This is a genomic window from Mycobacterium gallinarum (assembly GCF_010726765.1).
GTDB classification, from domain to species: Bacteria; Actinomycetota; Actinomycetes; order Mycobacteriales; family Mycobacteriaceae; genus Mycobacterium; species Mycobacterium gallinarum.
Genome location: NZ_AP022601.1, coordinates 3,269,071 through 3,282,453 on the forward strand (window position 1 = coordinate 3,269,071; position 13,383 = coordinate 3,282,453).

Genomic DNA, 13,383 nt, shown 5'->3' on the forward strand with positions numbered 1-13,383 from the left:
AATTGGTGTCGGCCGACAGTTCCGGAGAGGTGACTCCATGACCCCGACGCACGAGATTCGTGAGATCGACGCGGGCACGCCCATGCAACGGTTCGCCCGCGGCTGGCACTGCGTCGGATTGGCCGAGGACTTCCGTGACGGAAAGCCTCACGGCATCAACGCATTCGGCACCCGTCTCGTCGTATTCGCGGATAGCGAAGGTGCACTCAAAGTTCTTGATGGCTACTGCAGGCACATGGGTGGCGACCTGTCGCAGGGCACCATCAAGGGCGATGAGGTGGCGTGCCCGTTCCACGACTGGCGCTGGGGCGGGGACGGAAAGTGCAAGCTGGTGCCGTACGCGAAGCGCACGCCGCGGCTGGCCCGGACCAGGCGCTGGCTGACGGGCGAGGTCAACGGCCAGCTGCTGGTCTGGCATGACCCCGAGGGTTCGACGCCGCCGGCGGAGCTCTTCCCGCCGACGATCGACGGCTACGACGACGGGTTGTGGTCGCCGTGGTCGTGGAATTCGATTCACATCGAAGGGTCGCACTGCCGCGAAATCGTCGACAACAACGTCGACATGGCGCACTTCTTCTACATCCACCACGCCTACCCCACGTACTTCAAGAACGTCATCGAGGGACACACGGCGTCGCAATTCATGGAATCCAAAGCTCGCCCGGACTACACCAAGAACTACGAGAATCTTTGGGAGGGAACCAAACTCCGTTCCGAGGCGACGTACTTCGGCCCGGCGTACATGATCAACTGGCTGCACAACGACGTCGCGCCGGACTTCACCATCGAGGTGGCGTTGATCAACTGCCACTACCCGGTGACACACAACTCGTTCGTGCTGCAGTGGGGTGTCGCCGTGCAGGCGGTGCCGGGACTACCCGCCGACAAAGCGACCAAACTGGCTGCGGCGATGAGCCGTTCATTCGGTGAGGGCTTTCTCCAGGATGTCGAAATCTGGAAGCACAAGACGCGCATCGAGAACCCGCTGCTGACCGAAGAGGACGGCGCGGTGTATCAGCACCGGCGGTGGTACGAGCAGTTCTACGTCGACGCGGCCGACGTGACACCCGACATGACCGACCGCTTCGAGATCGAGGTGGACACCACGCATGCCAACGAAATTTGGCAGGGCGAGGTAGCCCAGAACCTCACCGCTTTGACGCCGAGCTGATCACTCGACGACGAAAACCGGGATCTGCCGCGACGTCTTGGTCTGGTATTCGGCGTACGGCGGGTAGGCCTCGACGGCCAGCTTCCACCAGTGCTCGCGTTCGGCACCCTCGAGTTCGCGTGCGGTCATCGTCGAAACCTTGTCGCCGTCCTGGACCGTCACCTCAGGGTGCGCCTTGACGTTGAAGTACCAGAACGGGTGTTTCGGATCGCCACCCTTCGACGCGACCATGGCGTACTTGCCACCCTCTTCGACACGCATCAGCGGCACATAGCGCTTGGCGCCGGTCTTCGCTCCAGTCGTGGTGAACAGGACGACCGGGCGGTCGAGGATCTCGACGCCATCGGTGGTGCCCTGCTCCAGAATGCGTTCGGTCTGTTCGCGCACCCAATCGGTGGGGCTCAGCTTCGCTTCATCGGTCACGAGCCGTTCAACGTCATGGCGGCTTCGATATTCCGTCCCGACACGCAACGGACCTGCCCCGTAATCGAAATTGTCGTGTTGATGCGCGGTAGTGTCGTGATCAGGGATGAATTCACAAAACCACTGAAAGCGGGGAGAACCATGGGCGCCACCCACCGATTCACGCGACGACTGACCATCTCAGGCGGCATCGCGGCAGTGGCGGCGGCACCGCTGGTCGCGGCGGTCCTCGTCGCACCCGCCAGCCAATCCACGTACCTCGGCCAATGTTCGAGCGGCGAAGAGGGAGACGCCTACACCGGGCAGTGCGTTCCTTATCTCGTCCCCAACTCCCCAGGCGGCAATCCCGCCGCCGCCCCTGCCGGCAACGCGGCTTCGAGTGCCTGCCCGGCCGGGGTGAGCGGCTCGGAGTGCGCGATCCAGCCCCCGGCGAATTCAGGACCCAACATGCCCGCGAACCCTCCGCCACAACAGCCTGAGCAGGAGCTCGCTGACGTGGTCACGCCTGGCTACTGACCTTCCGATCCGGGCGGCGCCCGCTACGCAGTAGGACGAGAACTGTTGCGGCGGAGCTTGTTTCAACGCGGGGTAGAAGATGCGACTTTAAGGCGCCAGATGGGACTGGTCCGGTGACACCGATACCGCCGGAGCGGGCCCGGGCAGCGGTCCGATGGGCCCGGGCGTCGAGACTCCGGCATGAGCTGGCGGCATGTCATCCGCGATGGGCGCCGACAGCTGCTCGGGCGATTCGGGTTCAGCCGGATCAGCGGTAGCCGCCGCTTCTGTCGCAGCATCGGCCGCCCAAAGCGTCTGGAGCTTGTGGGCGACCAATGTCGCTCCCTCGGTGGCCATACCCACGTCGGCGTAGCGGCTGTGGATGCCGAAGCTCTTGCCGTCAGGGTCGCATACGAGGTCGTCCTCGACGCACAGGTCGATGGTCTTGTCGACGTAGCTTGGGCCGATAACGATCTGCGGGTCGTTGATCGCCCGCATGAATCGCGCCGAGGGCTTTCCGAACAGCGCGACCGCGGCGACGTGGTCGGCCACGTCGAGCGGCATCGGCGTAGGCACTGTCTCAGCCGAAACCCCGTCGGGCACAACGTTCGCGGTGACAAAACCCATCACGGCCGCCCCTTGGGAGAACCCGCCGAGCACCATCTTGGTGTCCGGACACGTCGCAGCCGTGGCGAGAATGTTCGCGCGCGCATCGCTGATGCCGTCGACAGCAGTTCGAAAGTCAGTCGTGGCCGGGTAGTTCACCGGATACACGTCGACCGACTTGCCGGCGACCTGGGATTGCAACGAGTTGACGAATGCATCCCCGGTCGGGCCGACGCCGGGCTGCTCCGTGGTACCGCGGGCGAATATCACCTTCGCGTCGGGACACGCCGCCGCCTGCGCGAACGGTGGCGGAGCACCCTGCAGCAATACTGCCGCAGCCATCACCGCACCAACTACCCCAATAGTCTCAACTGCCCCCATGGGCCAATGCTGACACGGGACCAAGCAATAGACATCTCGAGCACAGAAATACACAGATAATCGCCAATATTTAATTGGCAGTTTAGAAATGCGCAAACATCGCTGAGCGCGTCACCGTCAAGTAAGTCCGCCTTCGGCAGCGAAGAGCTGGAGCGCGGCGAACGATCCCGATCAGAGGCTGGATTGTAATTAGCGGAGTCACGTCCTGGGCACGGCGCGACTATTTGTCGTCGGCCCATCGTGGAGACGGTCAGCAATTTCCATCGAACGCGCCGTCCACGCGTGATTCGCATGTCAATGCAGTACAGGCTGCTAGTCCCGCAAATGGGACACCACTCCTATAGATGACAGCTATCTATGTAAGCCGTCTTATCGACGCCTGGGTTCAATGTCTTACGACAGGCCGCAAAAGTTTGCCAACAGCACTTCTGACTGTTACGTTCCGAGCACTTTGCAGCGAAGCATCTGACGCGAGGAACACTGGCAATGGCTAAGCACAGATCGAAGCGGGCCTATCCGTTCGCCAAGAAGGCCTCGATGGTGGGTGGCGCCGCGGTGACCGCGACCGCGATGACACTGGGCCTCGCGCCTCCGGCGTCCGCAGCATTGCTCGACACGCCTTCTCCGACAGACTCGATCCCCGAGATCCCAGGGATCAACGTCATTACGACCGGATCGCCATTCGGACTGCTGAGCATCTTCGGCGACGACCCGTTCTGGGTCCCAGCACTGCCGTCGCGAATCGCCGACGAGATCAACGGCACGTCCTATCTCCCTGGCGGCGATTTGGACATCCCCGTGACGGTCCCCAACCCCGCGTACGACCCGAAATGCACAGACACCAGAATCTGTCCGCCCGAGACGATCACGGGCAGCCTCGATCTCGATCTGGTCAGTCTCCGCATTCCGATGGTCATCGCGTTCGGCCTCGGTGCGCTCGCCACCGGAATGGCCTACCCGCAAGTCGAGGCCGACCTACCGAATCAACCGGGCGGGACGGGTCCCAACGCCGAGCCGGGATCGAGCGTCACAATCGTGCCGATGCTGCTCGTGCTCAATCCCGGTCGCAACGACGGCGGCGTCGCGGCACGGTTCGCGTTCCTTTTCGAGAGGTTTGGGATCGACACCGCAACTAATGATTTCGATGTACAAACGGACGGCAACGCAGTGCTGGTGCCCGTCAAGGTCGATGTCGGTTTACAGAACGACCCGCTGTCCGACTTCGCGGCGTGGCCCAACCCAGTCACCCTGCTCAACAACGCGGCAGCGTTGGTCTTCCCGACGTACATCCTGCGCGGCTCCGATCTCGAGGGCGTCGGGCTGCAGACCCTGAATCCGTTGGTGGCCAATCTGGTCGGGAATTTCGGATCCGCGATCATCGGCGAAGGTCTGACCGTCGATCTTCCCGGCGCACTGCCGAATATCGACCTGTCGAGGGAGGAATCCATCCTCACGCTCGACCCCGTTCTGACCAGCTTGCTGGGTGACATGTTCCCGGGCATCGATATCGAGATCCCCAACGGCCCTGAGCTGGCCGACCAGTACGAGTCGCTCAACCAGTACTACACAATCGAGAACGGCGCGCAGCCCATGCTCGAACCCTTCCGCTACCCGACCGACCTATTGAGCGTCCTCAGTGGCCAGACCATCACCAACCCGTTCGCGGACGCTGTCGAGCCCGCGATCGCCATGCTGGGAAATCTCGGGTACACCAACGTCGTTCAGTACGGCGACGATCCAGACGACTTCCGCGACGACTACCAGCGCGACTTCGGTGACAACTTCGGCGGAAACGGCGGGGAAGCCATGCCGTTCTTCAGCTTCCCGGAGAACATCGAATGGGAAGCGGTGCCTGGGGACTTCGCACGCGCGTTGAGCGGCGGGATCGAGGACGCGTTCTTCTACGGCGGGATCCCGGGTCTCAACAATCCGCCACCGTCACAACGCGCCAATCCCGCGGCCCTGCTTGCCGATCTCCTTGAACAAATCATCGGGCCAATCAGCCTGAGCAGTCTCACCGACGTGAGTTCCCTGAAACATGCGGGCGATGTGCTCGACGCGATCGACGCGGTCGGGGGCAGCGCCGGCAATCTGGCCACCCCGCTCGCCGCGAACCCGCTGCCCGAACAGAACACGGAGAAGCGGGCTGTCGACGCTGCCGAGAGGACAGCGTCGCCCACACCGCCGCCGAGTGACACCTCCGGGAATGCCGTCTCGGTCCCCCCGCTCGCGACCGAGGACGTCCCGCAGACGCAGCGTCCACAGTTGAACATCTGGCGGGGAACCATGCACCCGTCGACCGGCAGTGGCGGATCCACCACAGGCGTCGGGTCGCCACGCCCCGGCTCGATACGGGACGCGATCAGCGACACCCGGCAGCAGATCCGCAGCTCCGTTCGATCCTTCGCAGGCAACGTCGGCGACGTCACAAGGAATATCGCCAAGGTGGCGACGGGCGGCAGGCCCGGCGGCGCCGGGGACACCTCCGGGGACGCGGATGCGGAGTGATGACGAGCGCCACCGAGGAACGCGCGAAGTTGCGCACCGCCGTCCGTCGCGTGCGATACTCGCCGGATAGCTAACGACTGGCGAGCAACGCCACCTCACCTCAGTGGAGAAACCGTGCTCCAAGCCACGTCCGAGCAACTGGCTCCGCTGTCGCGCATGGAGCGCTTCGCCTTCCGCTTCGCGGACATCTTCAACCGTCGATTCGGACTGTTCGCGCGCTTCTGGAACCGCACATTCATGGTGGTGGTGCTGCAAATCACGGCAGCGCGTCGTATCCGCGCGTACGGCCTCGAGCGCATCGCGGGCCTCAACGGTTCCGATCGAGTGGTGATGGTGGCGAATCACCGGTCTTTCTTCGACTACTTCACCGTCATGCACATCATCTTCCAGTCGACTCAGCTGTCCAGCCGCATCCTGTTCCCGGTCCGGTCGGCGTTCTTCTACGACAACCCCGCCGGCGTCGCCGTCAACTTCCTGATGAGTGGCATGGCGATGTTTCCGCCTGTCCTGCGCGATCCCGCGAAGCGCACGTTCAACCAGTACGCCGTCGCGCGCATCGTCTCAGAACTCCAGGTGCCCGGCAGGCTGGTCGGCTTCCATCCCGAGGGCACGAGGCAGCGCGGCGGCGATCCGTACCAATTCCTGCCCGTGCGCCCCGGCGTCGGCGAAGTCATCCAACGCGCGGGGGCGGGAGTGAAGGTGTTGCCGATCTTCGTCCTCGGCATCGACAACGATCTCCTACGAGAGACGTACCGGAATTGGCTCCGCCGCGACGAGTACCCCGTCGATGTCGTGTTCGGCGATCCCGTGGATGCTGCCGACCTACGCTGGAAAACAGACGATCCCGAGGCACACCTTGCCATCGCGAACCGGTGTGCAGACATGGTCGCGGCGCTGGGCGAGTACCAGCGCACACACGGTCGAGCGGTCTATCGCCCGGATTGACCAGCGCGAAGCACGGCGATCAACACACTGAACCCAACAGACAGCGCGAAGATGGCGAGTATCAGGTGGCGCAATCCATAGTCAGAGACGACGAACGCGACCGATTGAAGTACACCTGCGAAGACGGCGATCGCCGCGAAGAGCACGGCAGCGATCCGCAACGACTTGGACGACACCTACCAGCATAGGCACGCTCTACGCGACCGCGAGTCCGTCCTCCGCGCAAGGTGTTCCGGCCATCGCAAGGTCGATGGCGGCGTTGACAGCATGCGATGCCTCCCGAGGCAGCATGTGCCCTGCGAACGGAAGGTGCGTGTGCACGGCACCGGCGATCGATGCGGCGAGGCCGCGCTCGGCGAGCCTGCCCGCCGCCGTTGCGATCAGGACGAGCCCACTCGGCTCGACCGGTCGATCGGCAGCGGGACGTCCGAGGTACTCCAGCGCCGTCATGTCGCCCATCGAATGACCGGCGAGCGTCAACGCACAAGCTGCGCAACGCGCAATGTCGCATTTCTGCGCATTGTCCTCGAGGAGGTGGTCTACTCTTCGTCGGGCAAGGGGTGGCGGGTGCGGTCGTCGCGAGCCGGGACTCCGTTGCGCCCGCCTTCGTCTTGGGCGTAGAGACCGACGACATGGGCGATCACCCCGCCGCTGAGCGCCAGCACGTCACGGTCGATGTTCTCGATCGTGTCCTCGGCGGTGTGGTAATTCGGGTCGCACTGCTGATCGGCGGTACCTCCCCACAGTTCAACCTGCTCTGGCGACTTGATGGTGTCGGAGCCGGTGTCGAAGTTGCCTGCCGGAATCCCCGCCAGCATGAACCCGTCGTAATCGCTGCGGCCGTCGAACGGCAGATCCTGCGGCGTCTTGCCTGCGCTCTCGACGATGTCGTCCAGGGTGCGTTCTATCCCGGGTGAGCCCTCGGGGATCAGCTGATCGAAGCCGAGCTCGAGGTCCGGCGGCAGGGACCCGTCAGCGTCGGAGGTGAAGTAGCACGTGTTGGGTGAGGCCATCATGTCGAAGTTCAGGTACAGCGCAATGTCTTTCAGTGCTTCAACGTCTAGTGATCGGACATAGTCGTATGACCCGAACAGCCCTTGTTCCTCGCCTCCCCAGAACCCGAATCGCACCGCGTTCGCCACTTCTGGCGACGGGCCCATCTGCAGCGCCGTCTCCAGCACCGTGGCCACGCCTGTTCCGTTGTCGTTGATGCCCGGGCCCTCTTTGACGCTGTCCAGGTGTGCACCGACCATGACCACGTTGTCCGTGGCTCCGGTCTTGGTCTGGGCGATTACGTTGCGTGTCTTGATCTGCTCGACTTTGGCGTCGGCGATGGCGGTCGCTGTCCCGCTTTGGGATCGGAGTTTGTCGCCGTCGGCTTTGTTCACGCTCAGCACCGGAATCTTGATCTCATCGCTCTCGTCCATGACACCGCTGAACTCCTTCTCTTCGACGTCGTTCGCGATGACGAGTGCGACGGCCCCACGTTCGGTCGCTACGCCGGCCTTGTCGGCCAGTTCGCAGTCGCCCCTGTCCACCATCACGACCGCACCTGTGACGTCCAGGTCGTTGTAGTCCCTGGCTTCACATCCCAGGTGTCCGTCCCCGGAGACCACCACAAATCGTCCCGTAGCGCCCCCTGCAGGACTGGCGCCGCTGTATTCGATGGCGTGCGCCTCGAAGGGTTTCCCGTTGACGCTCAGCGACTCCTTGTCTACGGAGAAGACGGTCATCGCAAACTCAGGTGTGTCGACGTCGAACCCCTTGTCGCGCAGCATCTTAGCCACATACTCGACACTGGCGTCATAGCCGGGGGAACCGGCGACGCGGGTGCCGCCGTTGGCATCGGCAATCTTCTGGAGTTCCTCCAGATGCACCATCGTGGCATCCAGGGTGACCTTCGACTGGAGATCTTGTGCGTACTCGGCCGCGCTGCTCGCCGGCGCCACTTCCCCTTGACCGCGCCCGCAGCCACCGACGGCAACCAGTGTCGTGATTGCCGCACCCACCACGAACGCACGTCGCCCCCGATTGACCATGCCCGAATGCTAAGGGCGAGAGGTGACCCACCGCAGTCGCTTCGGCAGCTGCATCAGTCCTCGTTCATCGGGGTTTGGGTCCGGCCCACGCCGAGCAACGCCACGGCGGCGCCGAAATACCACACGGTCGCGGCGAACCCGGGCAACCAAACGGCAACGCTGCCCCCGACCGTGAGCGCACTGTCGGGCAGAAAGTGGCAGCAAGGCCTTCTGCGCGGGTGCAGTCAGGCCTCGATATCCATGTTGACCAACACCCTGCGCAGCAGCTTCCCGGTGGCGTTGCGGGGTAGCTCGTCGATGAAGACCACGTCGCGGGGCACCTTGTGCCGCGCCAGGTTGTCCTTCACATACTGCTTGACCTCTGTGCCGTCCAGCTCGGCGCCGGGCTCGGAAACAATGAAGGCGCGCAACCGCTTTCCGAACTCCACGTCATCGACCCCGACCACGGCCACCTCGGCGATGTCGTCGCGCTCCTCCAGCAGATTCTCGACTTCCTGCGGGAAGACGTTCTCGCCGCCGGACACGATCATGTCGTCGTCGCGGCCGTCCACGAACAGCAGCCCGCTCTCGGTGAAATGACCCATGTCGCCGCTTGACATGTAGCCGTCGAGGATCTGCTTGTTGCGACCATCGGTGTATCCGGAGAACGGCGCACCGTTGCGGATGAAGATCCGGCCGCGGCGATTGGCACCCTCGACCCGTCGGTCGTGCTCGTCATACAGCACCACCTCACAGGTCACTGGAGCGCGGCCCGCGGTGCCGGGGGCCGCGCGCAGTTCGGCAGGGGTTGCGACCGTGGCGATGGCACATTCGGTGGAGCCGTACATGTTGTACAGCACGTCGCCGAAGGTGTCCTGGACGCGGTTGGACAGGTCGGGGCTCAACGCCGACCCGGCGATCAGGATCACCTTCAACGATGACGTGTCGTACTTGGCGATGACGTCGGGCGGTAGCTCGACCATCCGGTGCAGCATCGTCGGGACCGCGACGAGCATGTCGGCCCTGTGGTCGGCGATGAGCTTCAACGTGTTCTCCGCCTTGAAGCGTCGGGCTGTCACGACTTTGTTGCCCAGGGCCGCACCGACGGTGTAGGTGGCCCATCCGGTGCTGTGGAAGATGGGCGACACGATGACCATGGTTCCCTTGCGCGGGAACGGGATTCGGTCGACGATCTGGGCGGTCGCAAGCGGGGAGACCGCCTCACGAGGCGCACCCTTGGGCAGGCCGGTCGTCCCGCTGGTGAGGATCACCGACCCGCCCGCCTTACTCGGCGGAGGCAGCGGGGCCGTGGAGTTCGCCGCGACGATGTCGTCGAGCATCTGCGCCCCGGCGGGCACGTCTGCACCGTCGTCCACCCACGTCAGCACACGCGGCAGATCGGGGGGAAGCGCGTCGAGCAGACCGAGGAACTCACTGTCGTGCAGCACAACGGTCACATGCTCGCGTTCGCACACCTCGGCGAACTGGGGCTTGGCGAAGCCGGTGTTCATCAGCACCATCCGAGCGCCGACCTTGCCGCACGCGGCCATGGTGATGACGAGCCCTCGGTGGTCGCGGCACAGCACGCCGACGACCGAGCCCGCGGAGACGCCGAGTCTCCGTAACCCGTGCGCCAGGGCCCAGGACTGATCGTCGACCTGCTTATAGGTCAGCGTCCCGCGCTCGTCGACAACCGCCGGCAGGTTCGCGTACTTGCGTCCACCCTGGATGGCCATCGTGGCCTGCGGGCCGTAGACGCGAGCGAGCTTGGCGGTCTCAGCGCCGCCGCGAAGGTCCGTGAGGTCGATGATTCCGGTGTCGATGAGCCGTTTGGCCGCCCTTCCCGCCTCGGACACGTGCTGCAACCTCTGCCGAATGCCGCTCAGCACATCAGCCATCGGGCCTCCTCACCATGTGTTTTGCGAGCACAGTAACAGGCACAAGTTAATGTCGAATCTGTACCTGCACGGCGAATGCCAAGCGCCGAGTCAGAGGTGGGGCTCGCTCTCGCGTCCGGCGACCAGGCCCATCGACTCCGCGTTGGCGATGACGTGCTCCCAACCGATGACGGCGGCGCCGATGACGGCGACCGCGGTCGCGAAGACGGCGATCGAGGCCACCGAATGCACCATCTCGTTACTGATGAGGAGGACGCCGGTCAGTATGGCGCCGAAAGCTGCGGCGAGTGCCGTGCGCCGCACTGCCATCGAGTTGGTCATACGACCACTGTGCGTTCGCCGCCTGAGTAAATCCGAAGCGTTTTGTAGGGAAATGCTCTGAAACTTTTCAGGTTCGACGACGCATCGACGTCACACCGCTGCGCGAGCGTGAGCTAGGTGCGACCGCACAAAACCGACCCACGAGCGGGATTCTGGCAAATGCGGTTCAGCAGTGTGATTGGCTGGCCGTTGCTATCGTTGGCCAATCCCGCAACCTGGGGGTTTACGTGGAGCGACCGAGAGTTCGGCTGATCGCGTGGGTTGGCGCGATCTACCTTCTCGGTTACGCGTCGTGGCTAATGTTCGGCTGGGGCGGCGCTGGCGTGCTCACCGTTGTCAGCGATCTGGGCTCACTGGTGGCCGAGGCCTTGGCGGTCGTCTGCGTCATGCTGGCCGTCGCGTCCACCTCGGGCCGGCAGCGCATGGCGTGGGTAGCCCTGGCAGCCGGGCTGGCCAGCTGGTTCGTCGGCGACGCGATCTGGGCGATGTACGAGTTGGAACTCGAGGCGGAGGTGCCGTTCCCGTCACTGGCCGATCTGGGCTATCTGTCGTTTTACGTCTGCACGCTCTTCGTGCTGGTGGTGTTGCCGACCGGCAATGCCCGCGTCACGGTCGCCCGGTTGTTCCTCGACGGGCTCCTGTTAGCGGTGTCGTTCTTCGCGCTGGCGTGGGTGTCGGGTCTGGACGACGTCGTAGCGGCGGGCGGAACAGATCCGTTGTCGTTCGCGCTGTCGCTGTTCTACCCGCTGGCTGACGTGGCGTTGTTCACGATGGCGGCGCTCATGCTGTCCCGTGCCGGCCCGGACCAACGGGTCACGATCAGTCTGCTGGCGGCCGGCATCGCGGCGGTGGCCATCGCCGACAGCGTGTACGTGTACCTCAGCATCAACGGCGCTTACCTGAGCGGCAACTACATCGACATCCTGTGGACGGGCGGGGTGATGCTGATGGCCGCTGCCGCGCTGGTGGCGGCTCAGGCGCGCTGGCATGTCGTCGATTCACACGACGCAACGCGGGTGGCGGTGTGGGTGCCGTACGTGCCGCTGCTGGTCGCGGTCGTCCCCAGCGTGTGGTACCTGTTCGGCGGTAAGAACACCGGCCCGGTATTTGCAGCGTTGCTGCTGTTGTTGGCAACAGTGTTGGTGCGGCAGGTGCTGTTCGTGGCCGAAAATCGGCGGCTGCTGGACACGGTCACCGATCAGGCACTGCGCGATCCACTGACGTCGTTGGCCAACCGAGTGCTGTTCGGCGACCGGCTGGCGCACGCCGTGGCCATGCACGCGCGCGACGGTCGCGACGTCGCCGTGCTCTCACTGGATTTGGACGACTTCAAACTGATCAATGACAGCCTGGGTCATCCCGTGGGCGACGCAGTGTTGATCGAGGCCGCGGAGCGTCTACAGCGCAGCGTGCGTACCGGCGACACCGTGGCGCGGCTCGGCGGCGACCAGTTCGCGGTACTGCTCGAAGGCGGCGTCGAGCCGGCCATGACTGCGGCCGAACGCATCCTGGAGGTGTTCGACACCGAATTCTCGGTCGGCGATCAGTCGATCGACGTGCGGCCGAGCGCTGGACTGGCGGAGCTGAACCGGACCGTCACGACTGGGTTGACGTCCGAGGAGTTGCTCAAGCGGGCCAATGTGGCACTGTACTCGGCCAAGCGCACCCGTACCGGGGGGATCGCGACGTTCGACGAAGACATGAAGCTGGTTGACAGCGAGGAGATAGGACCGCCGTGCAGCGCCGGTGCTCACGACGCACGGGTGGGCGGCATGCGGCTGTTGAGCGAATTACGCACGGCGATAAGCGATGGCGCCCTGTCTGCCGAGTACCAACCGAAGTTCCACATGGTCACCGGGCGGATCATTGGTGTGGAGGCTTTGGTGCGCTGGCCGCATCCACGGTTGGGCACCCTGCTGCCGGACCAGTTCCTGCCGATGGCACGACAGAACGGGTTGATGGGAGCACTGACAGAGCTGGTACTGCACCGAGCGGCCGACGACGCCGTCGCATGGCACGCGATGGGATTCCCAGTTCCGTTCGCCATCAACCTTTTTCCGCCGTCACTGAACGAGCTCAGCCTGGCGTCGACGGTCGCCGGGGTGATGGCCGAACGCCATCTTCCGTTCGATCACGTGACAGTGGAGATCACCGAGGAACTCGTGCTGAGTAATCCGGAGCGTGCGCGTGAGGTCTTGATTCGGTTGCACGAATTCGGCATTCAAGTCGCCCTCGATGATTTCGGAAGTGGCTACTCTGCTTTGAACTACCTGATCCAGTTGCCTATCGACGAACTCAAACTCGACCGGAACCTCGTCGCACCGATATCGGAGGATCCGCCCGCGGCGATCATCGTCCGCAAAGTCATCGAGCTGACACGGGAACTGGGCATGGTGTGCGTCGCCGAGGGTGTCGAGAACTCGGCGACCGCGGACCTGCTCATCAGCTACGGCTGTGAGGTCGCGCAGGGCTACTACTACAGCCCGCCGGTGACGGCTGACGCGCTGCAACGCATGTTGTCTGCGCAGCACACGCCGATAGCCGAGCGGGCGACAACACTGGCCGCGCACGCACAATTCGACGAGCGCTCGATACAGCCGTAACAGCTCCGGTTGAC

The 13,383-nt window shown here is 64.1% G+C and carries 11 protein-coding genes; 5 read left to right on the plus strand and 6 right to left on the minus strand.

All coding sequences use genetic code 11. From position 1 onward, the window contains the following. Positions 1 to 37: 37 nt before the first annotated feature. Positions 38 to 1,171: a 3-ketosteroid-9-alpha-monooxygenase, oxygenase component gene (locus G6N42_RS15880; protein WP_163730443.1), complete on the plus strand. Its 1,134-nt coding sequence runs from the start codon at positions 38 to 40 to the stop codon at positions 1,169 to 1,171. Here the strand turns inward: G6N42_RS15880 and G6N42_RS15885 are convergent, their stop codons facing one another. After that, positions 1,172 to 1,594 carry a nitroreductase family deazaflavin-dependent oxidoreductase gene (locus G6N42_RS15885; protein ID WP_163730444.1) on the minus strand — a complete coding sequence of 141 codons (423 nt, stop codon included), beginning with the start codon at positions 1,592 to 1,594 and terminating at the stop codon, positions 1,172 to 1,174. It lies immediately after the preceding gene. A gap of 141 nt (positions 1,595 to 1,735) precedes the next feature. Here G6N42_RS15885 and G6N42_RS15890 point away from each other — a divergent pair, with 141 nt between their 5' ends. Then, positions 1,736 to 2,110, plus strand: coding sequence for a hypothetical protein (locus G6N42_RS15890; RefSeq protein WP_163730445.1), 375 nt, complete (start codon positions 1,736 to 1,738; stop codon positions 2,108 to 2,110). Between the two features lie 87 nt (positions 2,111 to 2,197). Here the strand turns inward: G6N42_RS15890 and G6N42_RS15895 are convergent, their stop codons facing one another. After that, positions 2,198 to 3,076, minus strand: a complete 879-nt coding sequence (locus G6N42_RS15895; protein ID WP_163730446.1) for a cutinase family protein — start codon at positions 3,074 to 3,076, stop codon at positions 2,198 to 2,200. Positions 3,077 to 3,562: 486 nt separating this feature from the next. Here G6N42_RS15895 and G6N42_RS15900 point away from each other — a divergent pair, with 486 nt between their 5' ends. Both G6N42_RS15900 and G6N42_RS15905 read left to right on the plus strand, forming a co-directional pair. Further along, positions 3,563 to 5,584 carry a hypothetical protein gene (locus G6N42_RS15900; protein WP_163730447.1) on the plus strand — a complete coding sequence of 674 codons (2,022 nt, stop codon included), beginning with the start codon at positions 3,563 to 3,565 and terminating at the stop codon, positions 5,582 to 5,584. Between the two features lie 114 nt (positions 5,585 to 5,698). Beyond that, positions 5,699 to 6,529 carry a lysophospholipid acyltransferase family protein gene (locus G6N42_RS15905; protein WP_163730448.1) on the plus strand — a complete coding sequence of 277 codons (831 nt, stop codon included), beginning with the start codon at positions 5,699 to 5,701 and terminating at the stop codon, positions 6,527 to 6,529. 195 nt (positions 6,530 to 6,724) lie between these two features. On the opposite strand, the gene G6N42_RS31225 is transcribed toward G6N42_RS15905, so the two are convergent. From G6N42_RS31225 to G6N42_RS15925, 4 genes are all read right to left on the minus strand, one after another. After that, positions 6,725 to 6,988, minus strand: coding sequence for a hypothetical protein (locus G6N42_RS31225; protein WP_232076162.1), 264 nt, complete (start codon positions 6,986 to 6,988; stop codon positions 6,725 to 6,727). Positions 6,989 to 7,068: 80 nt separating this feature from the next. After that, on the minus strand, positions 7,069 to 8,568 hold the full coding sequence (locus tag G6N42_RS15915) for a M28 family peptidase (protein ID WP_163730449.1): 1,500 nt from the start codon (positions 8,566 to 8,568) through the stop codon (positions 7,069 to 7,071). Positions 8,569 to 8,792: 224 nt separating this feature from the next. After that, positions 8,793 to 10,445, minus strand: coding sequence for an acyl-CoA synthetase (locus G6N42_RS15920; protein WP_163730450.1), 1,653 nt, complete (start codon positions 10,443 to 10,445; stop codon positions 8,793 to 8,795). 90 nt (positions 10,446 to 10,535) lie between these two features. Beyond that, positions 10,536 to 10,766, minus strand: coding sequence for a hypothetical protein (locus tag G6N42_RS15925; RefSeq protein ID WP_163730451.1), 231 nt, complete (start codon positions 10,764 to 10,766; stop codon positions 10,536 to 10,538). 227 nt (positions 10,767 to 10,993) lie between these two features. On the opposite strand from G6N42_RS15925, the gene G6N42_RS15930 reads away from it, so the two are divergent. Further along, positions 10,994 to 13,369 (plus strand): putative bifunctional diguanylate cyclase/phosphodiesterase, encoded by a 2,376-nt coding sequence (locus G6N42_RS15930; RefSeq protein WP_163730452.1) that lies wholly within the window; start codon positions 10,994 to 10,996, stop codon positions 13,367 to 13,369. The last annotated feature ends 14 nt before the right edge of the window (positions 13,370 to 13,383 follow it).

Excerpts from the sequence above, each read along its gene's own strand:
- G6N42_RS15880 (WP_163730443.1), top strand. The coding sequence starts at position 38 with ATGACCCCGACGCACGAGATTCGTGAGATCGACGCGGGCACGCCCATG.
- G6N42_RS15890 (WP_163730445.1), top strand. The coding sequence starts at position 1,736 with ATGGGCGCCACCCACCGATTCACGCGACGACTGACCATCTCAGGCGGC.
- G6N42_RS15895 (WP_163730446.1), bottom strand. The coding sequence starts at position 3,076 with ATGGGGGCAGTTGAGACTATTGGGGTAGTTGGTGCGGTGATGGCTGCG.
- G6N42_RS15900 (WP_163730447.1), top strand. The coding sequence starts at position 3,563 with ATGGCTAAGCACAGATCGAAGCGGGCCTATCCGTTCGCCAAGAAGGCC.
- G6N42_RS31225 (WP_232076162.1), bottom strand. The coding sequence starts at position 6,988 with ATGGGCGACATGACGGCGCTGGAGTACCTCGGACGTCCCGCTGCCGAT.
- G6N42_RS15915 (WP_163730449.1), bottom strand. The coding sequence starts at position 8,568 with ATGGTCAATCGGGGGCGACGTGCGTTCGTGGTGGGTGCGGCAATCACG.
- G6N42_RS15920 (WP_163730450.1), bottom strand. The coding sequence starts at position 10,445 with ATGGCTGATGTGCTGAGCGGCATTCGGCAGAGGTTGCAGCACGTGTCC.
- G6N42_RS15925 (WP_163730451.1), bottom strand. The coding sequence starts at position 10,766 with ATGACCAACTCGATGGCAGTGCGGCGCACGGCACTCGCCGCAGCTTTC.